Source organism: Acidaminococcus sp. AM05-11 (assembly GCF_003472805.1).
Taxonomy (GTDB): Bacteria; Bacillota; Negativicutes; order Acidaminococcales; family Acidaminococcaceae; genus Acidaminococcus; species Acidaminococcus hominis.
The window spans coordinates 150447-168874 of the sequence record NZ_QRMX01000003.1 but is presented as its reverse complement, the minus strand read 5'-3'; the positions used below and the strand labels follow the sequence as shown (position 1 = coordinate 168874).

Below are 18428 nucleotides of genomic sequence, written 5' to 3'. Positions count from 1 at the left end.
CTCGAAATCCGGGAAGCCGCATTATAAGGCCCTTTCCGGGCCCTGATAAGAAATCGCTTATGCAGATTATATCATTATTTATATTAGTTTTCCAATTTTTCATATGTTACTATCAAAGTGCAACAATATGTACATTGTCTACATTTCTAGAAGGAGTGATTTGAATGGAATTGAAGAAGGCAGCCATGGCTGGCACTGTTGAGTCTTCTGATGCCCAAGTAACGGTCGAACCCGGTTCCAATGGTATCGAACTCAATATTGAAAGCAGCGTCATCCACCAATATGGTAGACAGATTAAGGCTGTTGTTCTGGAAACCCTGACGAAACTGGACGTGAAGAACGCCAAAGTTTCCGTCGTAGATAAGGGCGCTCTGGACTGCACTTTAAAAGCCCGCGTTGAAGGAGCGGTGTACCGTTCTATTAACGAGGACCCTGATACACCGAATCCCTGGGAGGTTTTATAAGATGGAAGTAGTTAACACGAATCCCAACTTCAAGCGCCTGAGAAGAACCATGATGTTCTTGAATGCGCAAAAACCGAGCCTGATTAAAGACCCGTATGTTTACAAACCCGATTCCATCATGCTGGACCTGGAAGACGCCGTTGCTGAAAACCAAAAGGACGCAGCCCGTTATTCCCTGTTCCATGCCTTGAAAGAAATCGATTATCATGGCTGTGAAAGAGTTGTCCGGATCAACGGTCTGGAAACTCCCCACTGGAAAGAAGATGTCCGGGTTTCTGTAGCCGGCGGCTGCGATGCCATTCGTCTGGCCAAGACCGAATCCGCTAAAGACATCCACACCGTGGAAGAAGCCATTCTGGCTGCGGAAAAAGAATTCCACAGACCTATCGGCAGCACCCTGATTATGGCTGCTATCGAATCCACCAAAGGTATCCTGAACGTACTGGAAATCTGCCAGTCCTCCGATCGTCTGTTCGGCGTTGCACTTAGCGGCGGCGACTACACCAAGGATCTGCAGACCTCCATTTCCAAGACCGGCGTTGAACTGATGGGCGCTCGTCAGCAAATGGTTATTGCTGCCCGTGCTACCGGCCGTATGTGCTTTGATACGGTTTACACCGATTTGGACGACATGGAAGGCTTCAAAAAAGACGTTCAAATGATCAAAACCATGGGCTTTGATGGCAAATCCATCATCAACCCTCGTCAGATTGTACCGACCCACGAAATCTTTACTCCCAGCGAAAAAGAAATCCGCTATGCGGAACAAGTAGTTCGTGAAATCGATACCAAGAAGGCTATGGGTATCGGTGTATTCACCATCAACGGCAAAATGCTGGATATCGCCTTCTATGACGGCGCCAAGAGAACCTTAGCTTTGGCCAAGGCTGCCGGTGTATATAAGGGGGAATTATAAGATGATTAATAAAGTCGGTAGAGATATTCCTCAGGAGATCCTGGATCTGACCGGTAAGGAAGTCTTCCAGGGTGCCTATGCCAAACAAGGCGTAGAGTACAAAACCGCTACCCATACGGTAGCTCCTGTAATGGATCCCAGCTATAGCAAAGTTGTCAATTCCATTGAAGAAGTTCTGAAGAAATGCGGCATTAAAGACGGCATGACCCTGGGCTTCCACCATCATTTCCGTGAAGGGGATATGGTTGTGAACATGGTTATGAAAGCCGTTCATGATATGGGCATTAAGGACATTACCATTTGCGCCAGCTCCCTGGGCAAAGCCAATGATCCTATCGTTCCCTACATTGAAGATGGCACCATCACCAACATTCAGTCTTCCGGCGTGCGCGGCAAAATCGGCCAAGCAATCAGCAACGGCAAACTGAAGGGTCTGGCCATCATGCGCAGCCACGGCGGCCGCGTAAGAGCCATTGAATCCGGCGAAACTCATATCGATATCGCCTTCATCGGCGCTCCTACCTGCGACGAATACGGCAACTGCCGTGCCATCGGCGGCAAGAGCGACTGCGGCGTACTGAGCTATGCTGCTGTAGATGCTGACTATGCTGACAAAGTGGTAGCCGTAACGGATACCCTGGTAGCATTCCCCAACATCCCCGCTTCCATTTCCATGACCAAAGTTGACTATGTCCTGGTAGTTGATGCCATCGGCGATCCCAACAAGATTGCTACCGGTGCTGCCAAACCTACCACCGACATGAGAAAACTTCTGATGGCCAAGTACACCACCGAATTCCTGGTGCACACTCCTTACTACAAGGACGGCTTCACCTATCAGACCGGCGTTGGCGGCGCTTCCATTGCTTCCACCAAACTGCTGGCTGACCACCTGAGAAAAGACAACATCCACATCAGCGTAGGCCTGGGCGGTATTTCCAAACCCATGTGCGACCTGCTGGATGAAGGCCTGGTGGAAAAAATCGTTGACACCCAGGATTTCGATATGGATGCCATCGAAAATATCAAAACCAACCCCAACCACATTGAAATCACGGCTTCCGAATATGCCGATCCTTTCAATAAAGGTGCTTATGTAAACAAGCTGGACTTCGTTATCCTGGCTTCCCTGGAAGTAGATACCCACTTCAACTGCAACGTTGTAGTAGGTTCTGACGGTGTGATCACCGGTGCTCAGGGCGGTCACCCGGATACCGCAGCCGGCGCAAAATGCACCATCGTAATTGCTCCCCTGCTGCAAGGCCGTATTCCTGCCATCTGCACCAACGTAACCACGGTAACCACTCCGGGCGAAACCGTTGACGTAGTTGTTACGGACTATGGTATTGCCATCAACCCTCGCCGCCAGGATCTGATTGACTGCATGAAGGACGTAGATCTGCCCTTCTACACCATCGAAGAACTGCGCGACATGGCGTACAAGATGGTTGGTGAACCTGATCCGGTACAATTTGGTGACCGGGTTGTAGGTATCATCGAAGGCCGGGACGGCACCATTATGGATGTGGTTCGTCAGGTTAAGGATTTTGAGTTCTAATAGCTTTGACCCTTGACCTAACCGGGACTGGTTATCCCGGTTAGGTCATTTTCCTAGAAAAGGAGGATTACTATGTTTCTTGGTATTGTTGGTTTCCTGATGGTAATCATCATCGTGGCAGCCCTGATTCGCGGCAAATCGAACCCTGTGCCTCTGTTCGTTATTGTTCCTGTCATCGCAGCCCTGATTACCGGTTTCACCCCGGATCAAATCTTTAAATTCATCACTGCTGGTGTAGGCAAGACTTGGTCCACTGCTGTACTGTTCATTTTCTCCATTGTTTACTTCTCCATGATGGGCGATATGGGCCTGTTCGACCCGATGGTAAACTGGCTGGTTAAAAAAGCCGGTGACAACATCGTAATGGTTACCATTGCCACTGCCTGCATCGCTGTTATCTCCCACTTGGACGGCGCTCTGGCTTCCACCCTGCTGATCACCATCCCTGCCATGCTTCCTATTTATAAGAAGCTGCACATGAGACCGGTAGTGCTGGTCTGCATCATTGGTGCTGCCATGTCCATCATGAACCTGCTGCCTTGGGGCGGCCCTGTTGCCCGTACCGGCGTTGTACTGAACGTCGATGTTAACGCACTGTGGCAGGAACTGATTCCCCTGCAGGGCGTTGGCCTGGTTATCCTGATGATCTTCGCTGCCTACATGGGTGTTATGGAAAAGCGCCGCGGCGCTGGCCTGAACCCCACTGGCAAGGCTGCTATGCTGTCTGAAGACGAAGACGAAGGCTCCAAGGACGACAACCTGTCTGCTGACGATGCTGCTTTCATGAAACGCCCGAAGATGATCTGGTTCAACGGCCTGCTGACCATCGTAGTTATCGGTCTGCTGTGCTTCACCGACATTCCTCTGTACGGTGCTTTCATGTTCGGTCTGGCCATCGCTTTGATTGCCAACTTCCGTACTGCTTCTGAACAAGCAAGAGCTATCAAAATGCATGCTGCTACCGCTCTGACCATGCCTATGATCCTGCTGGCTTCCGGTGTATTCCTGGGTGTTCTGTCCAAGACCGGCATGATGAAAGCTATGGCACAAATGCTGATTGCTATTGTTCCTGCGGCTCTGGGACCCCATCTGCAAGACGTATTCGGCTTCTTCGCAGTGCCTATCGGCATGATGCTGGGTACCGACTCCTACTTCTTCGGCCTGCTGCCTCTGGCTATCGGTGTTGGTCAACAGTTTGGTGTTGATCCTCACAACATGGCTATGGCTATGCTGATTGGTAAGAACTACGGCGTTATGGTTACTCCTCACGCTGCTACCACCTTCCTGGCCTGCGGCCTGGCTGGTATCTCCATCAAAGAACTGCTGAAGTTCTGCACCCCGCGTCTGTGGGTTCTGTCCTGGTTCTCCCTGCTGGGCGGCCTGATGCTGGGTCTGTTCAAATTCTAAGCAAGGACTTACTGAAACTGCTCTCCGGTTATCCGGAGGGCAGTTTTTTTATGGGGTTTTGGAGCGGCAATAAAGGGCAAGCAAAAAACACCTAGACCGCCAAAAGAAAGGCCCTTGCAGGGCAAATTTGGCGGTGCTGGGAGGCATTTTGGACTGGAAGCAAGTTTTGTGTACCCATTAGTTTCTGCAGCTTAACCCCAAAGCTTGCTTCCAGGACACTGTCCCCAGAAAATCCTCGTTTATACGGCATCACCTTTTGCCTCCAAATGCCAACGTTGGTCCCAGTCGCCTCACTGCTCCCCTTATTTCTTCCGTTCTCCTGACAATCCATTTTATAAAGCCATCAGATTTTCGCAAATCTGTAACAGATTGTTTTTCCGTCGACTGCAAAAAAGAGGTGTTTTTTGTTCATTTTTAGCAGTTTTTCTGTTTTTCCCCAATTCCTCTGCCCGGAATTTTGAAAAAATTTCTATTTTTGTACATTTGAAACAATTTACAAAAACCTGCTAAGCCACATCCTGTGCCCGTTTCCGGGTTTCCATAAGTTATTCCTTATGGTATTTATTTTATTATTTATATTAGTTTTCCGAATATTGCTATGCTAAGATTTTAACGAAGTCAAGGGAACCCATCTTACTTCTCCGCTGACCGTGACGGCCCGTCCGGGAAGCCGCATTACACTTTTAAAGGAGGACACTACTATGTTCTTGGGCGTTGTTGGTTTTTTGATGGTTGTCATCATTGTGGCAGCCTTGATTCGCGGGAAATCTAACCCCGTACCTCTGTTCGTTATTGTTCCTGTTGTTGCAGCCCTGATCACCGGTTTTACCCCTGCTCAGATCTTCAAATTTATGTCTGCTGGCGTAGGCAAAACCTGGTCCACCGCTGTACTGTTCATTTTCTCCATCGTTTACTTCTCCATGATGGGCGATATGGGCCTGTTCGACCCGATGGTAAACTGGCTGGTTAAAAAAGCCGGCAGCAACATCGTTATGGTTACCATTGCTACCGCCTGCATCGCTGTTATCTCCCACTTGGACGGCGCTCTGGCTTCCACCCTGCTGATCACGATTCCTGCTATGCTTCCTATTTATAAAAAATTGCATATGAGACCAGTAGTGTTGGTTTGCATCATCGGTGCTGCCATGTCCATCATGAACCTGCTGCCTTGGGGCGGCCCTGTTGCCCGTACCGGCGTTGTGCTGAACGCAGACGTTAACGCACTGTGGCAGGAACTGATCCCCCTGCAGGGCGTTGGTCTGGTTATCCTGATGATCTTCGCTGCCTACATGGGTGTTTGCGAAAAGCGCCGCGGCGCTGGCCTGAACCCCACTGGCAAAGCTGCTATGCTGTCTGAAGACGAAGACGAAGGCTCCAAGGACGACAACCTGTCTGCTGACGATGCTGCTTTCATGAAGCGTCCGAAGATGATCTGGTTCAACGGCATCCTGACCCTGGTGGTTATCGGTCTGCTGTGCTTCACCGAAATTCCTCTGTACGGCGCTTTCATGTTTGGTCTGGCCATCGCTTTGATTGCCAACTTCCACACTGCTTCTGAACAAGCAAGAGCTATCAAAATGCACGCTGCTACCGCTCTGACCATGCCTATGATCCTGTTGGCTTCCGGTATTTTCCTGGGCGTTCTGGATAAAACCGGCATGATGAAAGCTATGGCACAAATGCTGATTGCTATTGTTCCTGGTTTCATGGGTCCCCACCTGCAAGACGTATTCGGCTTCTTCGCAGTGCCTATCGGCATGATGCTGGGTACCGACTCCTACTTCTTCGGCCTGCTGCCTCTGGCTATCGGTGTTGGTCAACAGTTTGGTGTTGATCCTCACAACATGGCTATGGCTATGCTGATTGGTAAGAACTACGGCGTTATGGTTACTCCTCACGCTGCTACCACCTTCCTGGCCTGCGGCCTGGCTGGTATCTCCATCAAAGAACTGCTGAAGTTCTGCACCCCGCGTCTGTGGGTTCTGTCCTGGTTCTCCCTGGCAGCCGGCGTTATGCTGGGCCTGTTCCACCTGTAAGAATCAGTTTCAGAAATAGCTTATAGAAATAAAATAGGTTCCCAAAGAGGATGTGCTCCGGCACATCCTCTTTTTCCTTATTAGGCCCCTCCAAACGTGGAGGGGCTGGCAGTCCGGAGGACTGACTGAGGAAGTTCAATGCAAAGAGGCCCCTTCAGCGGTTCGCGGCTCGCTGCGCAGCTTCACCCTACGGGTTTGCTTTGCAGGCCGCTATCGCATGGGCCTTATGGACCAAACAGCCATTTGCAGAATTTGTCGGGCTGTTTGGATGCGGCCGCAAAGCGTTGCGCTCACATAAACCAAGAGCATATCCGTAGTTCAAAATGCTCTTGGTTTATGTGAGCCATGTGATAGCCGTCCGTGATTCCGAACCCCAAAGGGTGAAGGGGAACGGAGTACGGCGAACCACTGAGGGGCTGGCAGTCCGGAAGACTGACTGAGGAAGTTCAATGCAAAGAGGCTCCGGCCGTTCAGACCCACTCGTTTTCCGCTTCTTGCCGCCAGGCAGGTTCTAAGCCCTCTTCTCTGCCCTTTTAGCCGCTTTCCTGCGGTACCAGGGGAAACGGCTTAGGCCGTTTTCTTCTTCTGCTGAACGTCTTCCAAAATGCGTTTTTAAGCGTTCTTGGTTTCTCCCCTACCACCAGGTATTATTCTCTCCCAGCGGCTCTCTCAGAGCCAATTTGGCGCTGCTTCAGGCAGTAAAAAACCGGGTAAGCTGTACACTTTGGTACAACTTACCCGGTTTTCTTTATTTTCTTTCACCCTATGCTTGGTTATTCTGTTTCAAAAGCCGTTTTTCCGCATGGGCATTTTCCTTGGCACTGATGTCGTTCATCACCAGCAGCAGGGCATTTCCCGCCCAAAACAGCATACCCAGCTGAATGTTGAACAGGGTATAATCCGTCAGGCCGCTGACAAAAATCCCCACCAGGCTGGCCAAATACCCGCAGGCCACGCCCCGGATCCAGGGGGAAGCCTTCCGATGCCGGATTTCCTTGGCCAGGAGCACCAGCCGGAAGATGACGTACAGAAACAGGAGAATCCCCGGGATGCCCAGCTCCGCCGTAATGTTCAGCAGCATATTATGCCCGTGGTACATGATTACATCTTCACTGATAAAGAAGTTGTAATTGGGAAAGGCGAACTGGTACCCGTACCAGCCCACCCCCAGGGGATGGTCCTGGATCATGTCCAGGGAGCTCTGGAGGTACATGAACCGCAGCTCTGCCGAGGTATCCGTTACGGAAAAGATGGACATAATCCGGGCCGCCAGTTGGTTCCAGCCCAGGTACAGCACCGCCAGACCGCCTCCGATAAAAGGCAGCAGGGCTTTGTGGTAAAAGGCGCCGGCAAACACAAACAGCACCCAGAAATACGCCACCCAGTTGCCCCGGGAGAAGGTGAAGATCAAGCAGGCCGTGGACAGCAGGAAAATCAGCACCAGGGACCAGCGGGTTTTGCCGCCCTTTAAGGGAGCAAAGAGCCCTTCACAGTAGGCCACGGTCATTACCAGGTAGGTTCCAAAGATATTGGGGTTTACCAGGGTGGAAATGGCCCGGCGCTGGAGCTGGTGGAAGGCCTGGTGGTCAATCCAGTCCGCTTCCTGGAGGCTGTTGCCAAAGAAGTATTGCCACAGCCCGAAAACAGTTACCACCGCAGCGGAAATCATGAATACCTTCATGAGAAACAGGGACCGCCGGCTGGTGCTGGCATAGCGCAGCAGCAGGTAGAAAATCCCCGCTTCCTGGCCCATGACCCACACCCAGTTGAACAGGCTGGCACCCGGGTTCAGAGACCACAGGGTGCTGACGCCGCTGAGGATAAACAGGGCCCACAGGGGTCGGCTCAGGTAGGAGGGCACCGTGATGGCCGGCCAGAACTGCCGGGTGCGCACCACATTCACCAGGTTCAGCAAAAAACAAACCAGAAAGGCAATTCCTGCCGCCCACTGGTTCAGGGGCAGGACAAAAATCAAGACGGCCAGTGCAGCATAGGTAACTTGGTTCAGATTCCAGGATTGGGGCAGTCCCCAGCCTCGTGGTCGTTTACGCATTCCATCACCTATCCAATCCCAGCTCTTTGAAGGTCCCTACCAGGTACAAAGAGCCGCAGACACAAACCACAGCCTCCGGACCCGCTTCGCTGACCGCCCTGTGGTAGGCAGCAGCCAGGTCCGGCATGGGAATGGCATTTTTGTGAAGCCGTTTGGCCAGCTTTTCCGGAGTTTCCGCTCTGTCCCCGGTATGGGCCAAGACGGTATAGATGGTATCCGTATCCCGGAACAGGATCTGGGAAACCAGGCTCACGTCCTTGTCCGCCATCATGCCGAAGACGAAAATCCGGTGGGCGTCAGGATAATAATCGTCCAGGGCCTTCCGCAGCACCGTCACCCCAGAGGGGTTGTGGGCGCCGTCCAGAATAATGTCCGGCTTTTGGTGGATCAGCTCCAGCCGGCCGGGCCAGCGGGCAGCGGCCAGGCCTTCCAGCACGGCCTTTTCCGTAAGGGCCGGGTCCTTTTGGGCCAGCACCCAGGCAGCCTGCATAGCAGCTGCTGCGTTCAAAATCTGGTGGGCTCCCGCCAGATGGATGGTAGCTTCCAGTTCCGTCTGGGGGTTGCGGAAAACGAATTCCTGGGCCGCCATGGTGCTGTTAAGCATCTGGGCGGAAAAATTCTTTTCGTATTCATAGCAGGGGGCGTGCTGGGCTTCCGCTTCCGCCCGGATGACCCGCAGGGCATCACCTTCTGCTTCCGTAACCACCGGCACCCCCGGCTTGATAATACCGGCTTTTTGGATGGCAATGGCCTCAATGGTCTTCCCCAGCCGGTCCGTATGTTCCAGAGTCACGTTGGTAATCACAGAAACTTCCGGGATAATCACGTTGGTGGAGTCCCACAGACCTCCCATGCCTACTTCAATCACGGCGTAATCCACCTGCTGCTGGGCAAAGTACAGAAAACCCATGGCCGTAATCACTTCAAACTGGGTGGGTTCTTCCCCGCCCCCGGCCAGCCAGGCGTCCACTGCCTGCTTTACCTGTTCCGTTACCTGGGCAAAGTCAGCATTGGAAATTTCCTCACCGTTGATGGTCATTCGCTCGTTGTACCGGACAAAATGGGGGGAAGTATAGGTCCCGGTCTTTTTCCCGGCCGCCATGAGTATCCGGCTCAGGAACGTGGCCACACTGCCCTTGCCGTTAGTTCCGGTAATATGAATGGTCCGGAGCTTGCGTTCCGGATGGTCCAGGGCCGCCAAAATGCCCTGGATTCGTTCCAAGCCCAAATGAATGCCGAACTTGCCCCGGCTTTCCACATACGCTAATGCAGACGCATAATCCATTGGTGCAGCACCTCTCTCTAGTCAAATGCACTTACAGCTTGCGCAGGGTTTCCATCCGTTCCTTCAGCCCTTGGATCTTGGCTTCGGTTTCTGCCTGTTTGGCTTTTTCTTTTTCTACCACTTCGGCAGGAGCCTTGGCCAGGAAGCCGGCGTTGCTGAGCTTGCCAGCCGTCCGTTTGGCTTCTTTTTCTGCTCCGTCCAGTTCTTTCTGGAGCCGGGCCAGTTCTTTTTCTACGTCAATCAGGCCCTTCAGGGGCAGGTAGACCTTGGCACCGGTTACTACGGCGGTCAGGGCGTTTTCCGGAGCTGCGTCTTCGGCGCCGCCTACCGTCAGCACGTCCACGGTACCCAGCCGGCATACGTAGTCGCTGTTGTTCTTGAATACGTCCACCAGTTCAGGATCTGCCAGTACCAGGGCCGGAGCCTTATGGCCGGGGGCAGCGCCCACTTCCGCTCTCATGTTCCGGATGGCCTTGATCACATCCATCAGGGCGGTCATTTGCTTTTCAGCGGCATCATCCAGCAGGTCGCCGGCCATATGGGGCCAGGGAGCAATCATGATGCTTTCCCCTTCGTGGGGCAGATGCTGCCAGATTTCTTCCGTAATAAACGGCATGAACGGGTGCAGCAGCTTCATGGCATCGCCCAGCACCTGGCACAGGACGGCTTGGGCAGTAGCCCGTTCCGCTGCATCGTCCTTATTGTACAGGCGGGGTTTGATCAGTTCGATATACCAGTCGCAGACTTCACCCCAGATGAAATCGTAGATCAGGCGGCCAGCTTCACCCAGTTCAAATTTATCCAGATAGGAGGATACTTCGCCGATGGTGTGCTGCAGCCGGGACAGAATCCATTTGTCTGCCAGGGTGTAGGGGTTCCGGGGTGCCTTGGGATCGTAGCCGTCCAGGTTCATCAGGGCGAACCGGGAAGCATTCCAGATCTTGTTGGCAAAGTTACGGGTGGATTCAATCCGGTTCCAGTAGAACCGCATATCGTTGCCCGGGGTGTTCCCGGTAATCAGCATAAAGCGCAGGGTGTCGGCGCCGTATTTGTCCACCACTTCCAGGGGATCGATGCCGTTGCCCAGGGATTTGGACATTTTACGGCCCTGTTCGTCCCGGACCAGGCCGTGGATGAACACGTGCTTAAAGGGAATTTCCTTCATGAATTCCATGCCCATGACCAGCATCCGGGCCACCCAGAAGAAAATAATGTCGTAGCCGGTGACCAGTACGCTGGTGGGATAGAACTGTTCCAGTTCTTCCGTCTTGTCCGGCCAGCCAAAGGTAGAGAACGGCCACAGGGCGGAGCTGAACCAGGTATCCAGGGCATCTTCATCCTGGTGTACATGGCCGCCGCATTTGGGGCAGCGGTCCAGATCCGTCCGGGAGGCGGTTACTTCCCCGCAGTCATCGCAGTACCACACAGGAATCCGGTGGCCCCACCAGATCTGCCGGGAAATGCACCAATCGTGGAGGTTGTCCATCCAGTTGGTGTAGGTCTTGGTAAAGCGGCTGGGTACAAACTGGGTCCGGCCGTCTTCTACGCAGTCCACGGCGGCTTTCACCAGGGGCTGCATCTTTACGAACCATTGGGTGGAAACCAGGGGTTCCACAATATGGCCGCAGCGCTGGCAGTGGCCTACGGAGTGGGGGCATTCCTCCACTTTCACCAAAAGCCCCGCAGCTTCCAGGTCAGCCACAATGTTCTTGCGGCATTCGTAGCGGTCCTGACCGGCGTATTTGCCGGCTTCCTTGGTCATCTTGCCGTCCTGGCCGATAACGGTAATCATGTCCAGGTGCTGGCGCTGACCCATTTCATAGTCGTTGGGGTCATGGGCCGGGGTAATCTTTACGGCACCGGTACCAAACTCCAGGTCTACATAATCGTCGGCAATAACGGGAATCAGCCGGTCCGTGGTGGGCAGTTTCACCTTTTTGCCCACAAACTTGCCGTACCGTTCATCCTTGGGGTTCACGGCAACGGCGGTATCGCCGGGCATGGTTTCCGGACGGGTGGTGGCGATGGTCAGGTAGACCCCTTCTTCGCCGTCCACCGGGTATTTTACATACCACAGATGGCCTGCATCATCCTTATGTTCCACTTCTACGTCACTTAAAGCCGTACGGCAGTTGACGCACCAGTTGATCATCCGGGTGCCCTTGTAGATCAGGCCCTTTTCGTACAGGCTCACAAAGGCTTCCCGCACGGCACGGCTCAGGCCTTCGTCCATGGTAAAGCGCTGGCGGTCCCAGTCGCAGGAAATGCCCAGGGATTTCAGCTGGGTAACGATTCTGTCCCCGTATTCTTCCTTCCACTGCCAAACCCGTTTGACGAATTCTTCCCGGCCCAGGTCATAGCGGGTCAGACCTTCTTTTTTCTTCAGTTCTTCTTCTACCTTGATTTGGGTAGCCAGGCCGGCATGGTCATAGCCGGGCAGCCAGCAGGTATTGTCCCCCATCATCCGGTGCCAGCGCACCAGGATATCCTGGAGGGTATTGTCCAGGGCATGGCCCATGTGCAGCTTGCCGGTAATGTTCGGCGGGGGAATGACCACGCTGAACGGAGGGCGGCTCTTGTCCACTTCCTGATGGAAGTAGCCCTGTTTCATCCAATATGCATACCATTTCTTTTCCACCGCGGCAGGATCATATACCTTGGGGATGTTGTTTTCTTCTGCCATTTTTTTCCTCCTTAAAAAAAATAACCCGTCCCTGTTATAGGACGAGTTGACTTCGCGGTACCACCTACATTCTCAATTGCTTGAGCACCTTGGAGGCTTAACGCGCCTTGACGGGCAGGGCTGCTGCACCCTGCCGGCTCCCGGACGACTTCCAGCGGCTGACGTGGATGCTTGCACCGACCGCACCCTCTCTGCAACGCAGCTTGGCTGTACTCCTTCCGTTCATAGCCATTGGTCATATGATATTACAGTTAATTCTAGCAAGCCTCACCAGAAAAGTCAATGGAGAACGCCCTACAGGGACTCGATCTGCCGGCAGAGGATTTTTCCCATGCTTTCGGCCATTTTGTCCAGCTCATGAATCCGGATGCAGTCCTTGCCGAAGATTTTCCGGGCGTCTTCCATACCGCCCTTGACCTCGTCGTTGATGAGGCCAATAATCCGAATGCCTTCCCGGCGCAGGGCCGCCGCCTCGTCCGCCGTATCCGCCACGGCCCGGCCTTCCCGGTACTCGGGCTGGTACAGGCTCCCTTCCTTCCGGAAGGGCCGGTCATCGTTGGGCTGGGCATCGGTGAGCATAATAAGGATTTTTTTCGTCTGGGAAAAGTCCCCCATCAGCTGCCGGGCGCCCCGCAGAGCCAAACCGTCCCGGTTCCAGCCGGTGGCCACGTAGTTAAAGACGTTGGTGCACTTCTTTTTTTCCTCGTAGCTCTTGAACAGGGTCAGCACCGTGTAGCTGCGCAGGGTGCTGAAGGAATACACCTGGTAGGGAATGCCGCACTGGCGCAGGGCCTCAGCAATGACAAAGGCCTGGGAGGCGATGACGGGCTGGGCTCCCCCCCGGGAGGCCGAAGCATCCAGCATAATATCCACGGTAAAGTCCGGGGTAGCCACCACTTCCTGGTTGTAAAACACCCGGGGGTCCTGGAGCTTGGCGGCCCGCCAGACCAGACTGGGCACCAGTTCCCCGGCCTTGACCGGCACCGGCAGCTTGGTCCGTACCAGCCGCATGGCGCTGCGGATCTGCTGGGTCAGGCGGATAATGCTCTGCCGGGCCTTTTCCCCGTGTTCCTTGTAGTAGGCCAGGTTCCGCACCCGCTGCCGGCGGGCTCCCTGAAGCCACAGGGAGGCTTCCCCGGTGCTGCCCTTGCTCCCCAGGTGGCCCCGGGTAAAGTGCAGGTGGCAGCCCTTATGGACGCCTACGCAGCAGGCCTGGTCGATTTCCAGCTGCTTTTGGGGCGGATAAATGGACGTCCCGAAGCAGTGGATGATGTAATCATAGTTTTGGGCAGCGGTCTGGCCGGTAATAATGGCCATGAGCCCGTTATGGGCGTGCTTCCCCGACAGCAGGTCTTCTGCCTGCTGCTTGGAATATAAAAAATTAAAGATGGATTCCTGTTTTTTGGCAAACTGAGGCACAATCCAGCTGAGGAAATCCCCCAGTCCCTTGCCGATGATGACCTTTTCCAGGCTTTCCCGCACCAGAAAGTGGGACACAAAGTACTTTTTGGTCAGCTTCCGGAAATGGTCACACAACGTGGCCGTATCCCAGCTGGGGTCAAAGGCCAGGCTTTGGTACAGGGCCTTGGCCCAGGGGTCGATGAGACCGTTCTTTTCCCCCAGCACCTCGTGCCAACGGGCCGCCTGCATTTCGTGGGCCACCCCGTGTTTGTCCGCCAGGGTGCCGTTAAAATAGGCCCGGGCGTGCTCCTGCCGCAGCTGGGGCAGCACGGGCCGTACCGGGGCCTCCTTGGCGTAGGTGGCGTATTCCAGCCCCAGCCACAACAGGTCCGTAAAGGTATCCACCAGGGCGGAATTTTCCATTTCCTGGAACATCGCATGGAGCTGGTCCGTATCGTAGTATTTCCGGGTGAACCCCACCACGGCATTGAGGTACAGATCCGGTGCCCCATCATCCCCGTAGGCCAGAAAATCCGGCTGGAAGCGGTAGTCGGCCGAGGTATCCCAGACCATATTCAGCGCCCGCCGGCGCTTGGCATCGTATTTTAGCTTGGCCATACGCCCTCACTCCTCAAAGATATCCTGCTTCCGGTAGGTGGAGGGAATGCGCAGCTTGATCACATCCCGGATAATGCCGGGCTCGTATTCGTCAAAGGATTTGTTCACCAGACCCATTTCCAGGGCATCGTGGGCTTCCAGGCCCTGCTGGATCAACTGGAGGGCGTCCAAAAGGCCCCGCAGGTCCAGCGCCCGCTCGGAGATTTCCGCTTCCTGGCACTTCTTTTCCAGGTCCAGGAACAATTGGCCAAAGCCCTCCCGGGCCTGTTTTTTCAGCGTAGGAAATTTCGTGGAGAGCAGCCGGTCCAGGGTGGCCCCGTCAATGGGCGGCAACTGGATTACCGCAAACCGGGAGGTCAGGGCTTCGTTCAGTTCCCGGGTGCCGGAGTAGCCGTAGTTCATGGTGGCAATAAAGCGGCAGGCTTCGTTGGCCTGGAGCAGGTCGTAGCCGGGAATGTCCACCCGATGCCGGTAGTCCAGCAAGGAATGGAGCACGGCCATGGCTTCGTTCCGGGCCATGTTGATTTCGTCAAAAACCCCAAAGCCGCCCCACTGGGCGCACTGGTACACCGGCCCCGGCCGGAACACCACTTCCCCGTTCCGGAAGGTATCCGTGCCCAGCATGGAGGTGGCATCCACGTTGATGTGGAAGGAAATATTCCACATAGGCCGCTGGAAGGCCGCTGCCAGGTTTTCTGCCAATACGTTCTTGCCCGTGGCCTTAGGCCCTGCTAGTAGCAGGTTCTGGCCGCACAGCAGGGCCGCAATGGCCTCCTCCCAGACCTTTTTGCCATAGTACGGGAAACGGGGCACCGGCACCCGGTTCTTCCACTGTTCTTCCACCGGATGGGCCTTCCTATAGGCCTCCACCCCGGCAATCAGTTCTTCTGAAACCTGTTCTTTCCGTAAAAAATCCAGCATACTCTGCCCGCTCCCTCCGTCGCAATCTGTGATAATTATAGCATTTTCCCAGTAGGATGGTGCAGAATCCCGGGAAAGAAATGTCCCTTTTGCAGAAGCTGTCTGAGCGGGGCGTGAGCCGCCTGATTCCCCTTGGGTTGAAGAAAAAGGGAGAAGATCATATAATAAAGGTAATAGAAGCTATGGGAAGTGGAAATATGAAGTTCAAGCAGGTTGTACGATGGCTAAGGGAACACGAAGTAGGCGATTACGAATTCGCTACCATAAACACCGCATTCGTAATCGCCACGTTTATTGTATTTCCCCTTCCAATAGTTATCGGCCTTTTTTTGCATTATTTTTTTGATGCTTTGGGTATTTCTGTAAGTGGAGTTTTATGTTAGAGATTAGGAGGAAAAAAATGATGAAAAACGTAGGGAAGAAGTTCGCAGCATTGTCCATGGCCACCCTGCTGGCCTTTGGAGTCCTAGGGTGTGGATCCGATAAAAAGGATGACGCAAAAGTTCCGGCAGCTGTCCAAACTCAAAAAATCGACACGCCAGAGGGAAAAATCCAAAAAGGCATCATCGATGCAGTCAATAACTCACAAAATACCCAAAAGGATATTGGCCCTATCAAGAGCATCGACATTAATCCCCTGGGAGATAAATATAACGTAGTTATTAATGCCTCTTTTGGCTCCATGCTGACTCCTGACCATGCGCAGGCTCTGCTAGGCATGGAATCCCTAGCAGCTTTTAACGGAGCCTTTAATAGCGGAGTGCCTGTAGCCCATGCGGCCTTTATTGTCACTGACAAAGCTATGAATAAGGCCACTGGCCAGGAGTCCATGATTAAACTCTATCAGGCAGAAATGAGAGATGACCAAGCCAAAAATATCAATTGGAAAAACGTAAATGCTTTGAATCCGAAAGACGTTCTCATTAAGCCGTTCGTACATATTTCCATCCGCAAATAAAAAAAGGCCAGACGGAACGCAATCCGCCTGGCCCTTTCTGTATACTTCCTATAACGCAAAAAAGCGAATGTCCCGATGACTCGGCAACATTCGCTTTTATCTTAAAGTGGTGACCCCGGAGTGATTCGAACACTCGACACACGGCTTAGAAGGCCGTTGCTCTATCCAGCTGAGCTACGGGGCCAAAAGAAATGGAGCGGGTGATGGGAATCGAACCCACGTAGCTAGCTTGGAAGGCTAGTGCTCTACCATTGAGCTACACCCGCACATAATGTGGTCGGAGCGACAGGATTTGAACCTACGACCCCCTGCTCCCAAGGCAGGTGCTCTACCAAACTGAGCTACGCCCCGTCGTCAATCACTTTGCAGTTTTTACAAAAAAAAATGGTGGGCGATGACAGGATCGAACTGCCGACATTCTGCTTGTAAGGCAGACGCTCTCCCAGCTGAGCTAATCGCCCGGGAAAATGGTGACCGGAGGGGGAATCGAACCCCCGATACCGCCGTGAAAGGGCGGTGTCTTAACCGCTTGACCATCCGGCCATTGGCTCCCCGAGTAAGACTCGAACTTACAACAACTCGATTAACAGTCGAGTGCTCTACCATTGAGCTATCGGGGAATTTGCATCGCTAGTGCGTTGCAAAAAGTATTATATAAGAGATGGGGGTTTCTGTCAACAACTTTTTAAAACTTTTTTAAGATTTTTCAGGGGGCGGAAAATCAGCCCTGGGCGGCCACTTTTTTCTGGTGAATTTGGCTGGAACCACCCAGGAGATGCTCCACACTCTCCAGCAGGGTCTGGGTCATATTCACCTGCCAGAACTGCCCTGCTTCCGTCAGTTGGTACAGATAGCCGTTATCCTGCCACAGGCCATATTCCTCCCACAGGGAGCCCAAAAATTCCAACCCTTTCAGCCGGGGTTCCATACGGATCAGCTTTTGCAGGTCCAGCCGGCTCTGGTTCATCTGCCCCATAATCACTTCTGCCAAAGGGGCATAGGGGGACTGGCGCATCAGGAACATCAGAGGTTTTCTCCCTTGGTCAATGGCGGCCTGGTAGGCCGGCAGCCGGCGCTCCAGCATGGTGGAAAGGCCGTCCACATGGCCCCCTGCCCCGCAGCCAAAGGGGAACAGGTGGGTTCCGCAGCGGGCCTGGGTATTGTACAGGCTCCGTTCCCGGTTGTTTCTTGCCCAGTGGCAGTAGCTCAGCCGCTTGTAGCCCTGGGCTTCCAGATAGTTCTTGCCAAAGGAGAACATGGCAGACTGCTCCTGGGTGGTAGCCGCCGGAGGCAGCTTGCCCTTTTGGATGTACACATGGAGGTCGCTTTGTTCAAATACGTCCAGCTGGTACAGGTCCGCCCCGTCAATGCCGGAGTCCACCAGGGTCTTCACGTCGTCCTGCCAGACCTCCTGGGTTTGCAGGGGCAGGCCGTACATCAGGTCGATGACCACCGAGCACTGGTTATAGGAGGACAGGGTTTGCAGCCGGCGCAGCACTTCCTCCCGGTCGTCCAGCCGGCCCACGGCCCGGCGCACCTCCGTATTGAAGGACTGGACCCCCAGGGACATCCGGTTCACCCCGTTTTTAAACCACACGTCCATTTTTTCCGGCACCAGGTCGTGGATCCGCCCTTCCAGGGTCAGCTCATAATCGTTGGCCAGGGGCAGGCAGTTCTGGATGGTGGACAGCAGCCGGCCAGCATTTTCCGGAGACAGGGAGGTGGGCGTACCGCCCCCAATGAACACGGCCTGAATGGGCGCCCCGCTGAGTCTGGGCAGGGCAGCATCCATTTCGATTTCCCGAATCAGACGTTTGATATAGGCATCTTCTGCCGCCTGGTCCGTTCCGTTCTGAAAAAAGCCGCAGTACAGGCATTTGGTTTTGCAGAAAGGAATATGGAAATAGGCCATTTGGGTGGGATGTCCCTGGACTTTCTGGTGCATCAGGTCCTGCCAGGTCTTTTGGGCCAGGGGCGGCGGCACCATTTCCCCGTTCATGCCGGCATGCACCACCCGTTTCACGTCAAAGGCGTGCCGCAGAGGGTCTGCGGCCTTACGGCCAAATTGCAGTTCCCGCTCCTTGGTTGTCAACTGATTAAAATAACTTTTCAGGTCCATAATTCCTCC

The 18428-nt window shown here is 53.9% G+C and carries 12 protein-coding genes, 6 tRNA genes and 1 other annotated feature; of the genes, 6 read left to right on the top strand and 12 right to left on the bottom strand.

The genetic code is table 11. The features are described from left to right. The first annotated feature begins 164 nt into the window (after positions 1-164). The 5 genes from citD to DW089_RS03055 all read left to right on the top strand — a co-directional run bounded on the left by citD (position 165) and on the right by DW089_RS03055 (position 6381). On the top strand, positions 165-464 hold the full coding sequence (gene citD, locus DW089_RS03075; protein WP_105326210.1) for a citrate lyase acyl carrier protein: 300 nt from the start codon (positions 165-167) through the stop codon (positions 462-464). A 1-nt stretch (position 465) separates the two neighbouring features. Continuing rightward, positions 466-1380, top strand: coding sequence for an aldolase/citrate lyase family protein (locus tag DW089_RS03070; protein WP_105326211.1), 915 nt, complete (start codon positions 466-468; stop codon positions 1378-1380). Position 1381: 1 nt separating this feature from the next. Next, complete coding sequence (gene citF, locus DW089_RS03065; protein WP_105326212.1) at positions 1382-2938, top strand: citrate lyase subunit alpha; 1557 nt, start codon at positions 1382-1384, stop codon at positions 2936-2938. A gap of 72 nt (positions 2939-3010) precedes the next feature. Further along, the gene (locus DW089_RS03060) at positions 3011-4345 is read left to right on the top strand and encodes a CitMHS family transporter (protein WP_118286753.1); all 1335 of its coding nucleotides are present in this window, start codon (positions 3011-3013) and stop codon (positions 4343-4345) included. Positions 4346-5046: 701 nt separating this feature from the next. Beyond that, positions 5047-6381, top strand: coding sequence for a CitMHS family transporter (locus DW089_RS03055; protein WP_118286752.1), 1335 nt, complete (start codon positions 5047-5049; stop codon positions 6379-6381). 763 nt (positions 6382-7144) lie between these two features. Here the strand turns inward: DW089_RS03055 and DW089_RS03050 are convergent. The 5 genes from DW089_RS03050 to DW089_RS03030 form a co-directional block, all read right to left on the bottom strand. Then, positions 7145-8434, bottom strand: a complete 1290-nt coding sequence (locus DW089_RS03050) for an O-antigen ligase (protein WP_105326215.1) — start codon at positions 8432-8434, stop codon at positions 7145-7147. A 4-nt stretch (positions 8435-8438) separates the two neighbouring features. Then, complete coding sequence (locus DW089_RS03045) at positions 8439-9719, bottom strand: folylpolyglutamate synthase/dihydrofolate synthase family protein (protein WP_105326216.1); 1281 nt, start codon at positions 9717-9719, stop codon at positions 8439-8441. Positions 9720-9750: 31 nt separating this feature from the next. Beyond that, positions 9751-12402 carry a valine--tRNA ligase gene (locus tag DW089_RS03040; protein ID WP_105326217.1) on the bottom strand — a complete coding sequence of 884 codons (2652 nt, stop codon included), beginning with the start codon at positions 12400-12402 and terminating at the stop codon, positions 9751-9753. A 34-nt stretch (positions 12403-12436) separates the two neighbouring features. Beyond that, positions 12437-12637, bottom strand: a binding site (T-box leader). A 59-nt stretch (positions 12638-12696) separates the two neighbouring features. Beyond that, entirely contained in the window at positions 12697-14421 is a 1725-nt protein-coding gene (locus DW089_RS03035) for a hypothetical protein (RefSeq protein ID WP_118286751.1), read from the bottom strand. A gap of 6 nt (positions 14422-14427) precedes the next feature. After that, positions 14428-15342, bottom strand: coding sequence for an AAA family ATPase (locus DW089_RS03030; protein WP_118286750.1), 915 nt, complete (start codon positions 15340-15342; stop codon positions 14428-14430). Positions 15343-15742: 400 nt separating this feature from the next. Here DW089_RS03030 and DW089_RS03020 point away from each other — a divergent pair, with 400 nt between their 5' ends. Further along, entirely contained in the window at positions 15743-16300 is a 558-nt protein-coding gene (locus DW089_RS03020) for a hypothetical protein (protein WP_105326221.1), read from the top strand. A 107-nt stretch (positions 16301-16407) separates the two neighbouring features. Here DW089_RS03020 and DW089_RS03015 read toward each other — a convergent pair. The 7 genes from DW089_RS03015 to hutW all read right to left on the bottom strand — a co-directional run bounded on the left by DW089_RS03015 (position 16408) and on the right by hutW (position 18419). Continuing rightward, a tRNA-Arg gene (locus tag DW089_RS03015) sits at positions 16408-16484 on the bottom strand. A gap of 8 nt (positions 16485-16492) precedes the next feature. Next, a tRNA-Gly gene (locus DW089_RS03010) sits at positions 16493-16566 on the bottom strand. An 8-nt stretch (positions 16567-16574) separates the two neighbouring features. Continuing rightward, positions 16575-16651: transfer RNA gene (locus tag DW089_RS03005), tRNA-Pro, on the bottom strand. 34 nt (positions 16652-16685) lie between these two features. Next, positions 16686-16761, bottom strand: a tRNA-Val gene (locus tag DW089_RS03000). 7 nt (positions 16762-16768) lie between these two features. After that, positions 16769-16843, bottom strand: a tRNA-Glu gene (locus DW089_RS02995). A gap of 2 nt (positions 16844-16845) precedes the next feature. Further along, a tRNA-Asn gene (locus tag DW089_RS02990) sits at positions 16846-16920 on the bottom strand. 101 nt (positions 16921-17021) lie between these two features. Next, complete coding sequence (gene hutW / locus DW089_RS02985; RefSeq protein ID WP_105326222.1) at positions 17022-18419, bottom strand: heme anaerobic degradation radical SAM methyltransferase ChuW/HutW; 1398 nt, start codon at positions 18417-18419, stop codon at positions 17022-17024. Between the last annotated feature and the right edge of the window lie 9 nt (positions 18420-18428).

Coding starts and splice junctions, on each gene's coding strand:
- DW089_RS03060 (WP_118286753.1), top strand. CDS start 3,011: ATGTTTCTTGGTATTGTTGGTTTCCTGATGGTAATCATCATCGTGGCA.
- DW089_RS03030 (WP_118286750.1), bottom strand. CDS start 15,342: ATGCTGGATTTTTTACGGAAAGAACAGGTTTCAGAAGAACTGATTGCC.
- hutW (WP_105326222.1), bottom strand. CDS start 18,419: ATGGACCTGAAAAGTTATTTTAATCAGTTGACAACCAAGGAGCGGGAA.
- DW089_RS03050 (WP_105326215.1), bottom strand. CDS start 8,434: ATGCGTAAACGACCACGAGGCTGGGGACTGCCCCAATCCTGGAATCTG.
- DW089_RS03055 (WP_118286752.1), top strand. CDS start 5,047: ATGTTCTTGGGCGTTGTTGGTTTTTTGATGGTTGTCATCATTGTGGCA.
- DW089_RS03045 (WP_105326216.1), bottom strand. CDS start 9,719: ATGGATTATGCGTCTGCATTAGCGTATGTGGAAAGCCGGGGCAAGTTC.
- DW089_RS03035 (WP_118286751.1), bottom strand. CDS start 14,421: ATGGCCAAGCTAAAATACGATGCCAAGCGCCGGCGGGCGCTGAATATG.
- DW089_RS03040 (WP_105326217.1), bottom strand. CDS start 12,402: ATGGCAGAAGAAAACAACATCCCCAAGGTATATGATCCTGCCGCGGTG.
- DW089_RS03020 (WP_105326221.1), top strand. CDS start 15,743: ATGATGAAAAACGTAGGGAAGAAGTTCGCAGCATTGTCCATGGCCACC.
- citF (WP_105326212.1), top strand. CDS start 1,382: ATGATTAATAAAGTCGGTAGAGATATTCCTCAGGAGATCCTGGATCTG.
- DW089_RS03070 (WP_105326211.1), top strand. CDS start 466: ATGGAAGTAGTTAACACGAATCCCAACTTCAAGCGCCTGAGAAGAACC.
- citD (WP_105326210.1), top strand. CDS start 165: ATGGAATTGAAGAAGGCAGCCATGGCTGGCACTGTTGAGTCTTCTGAT.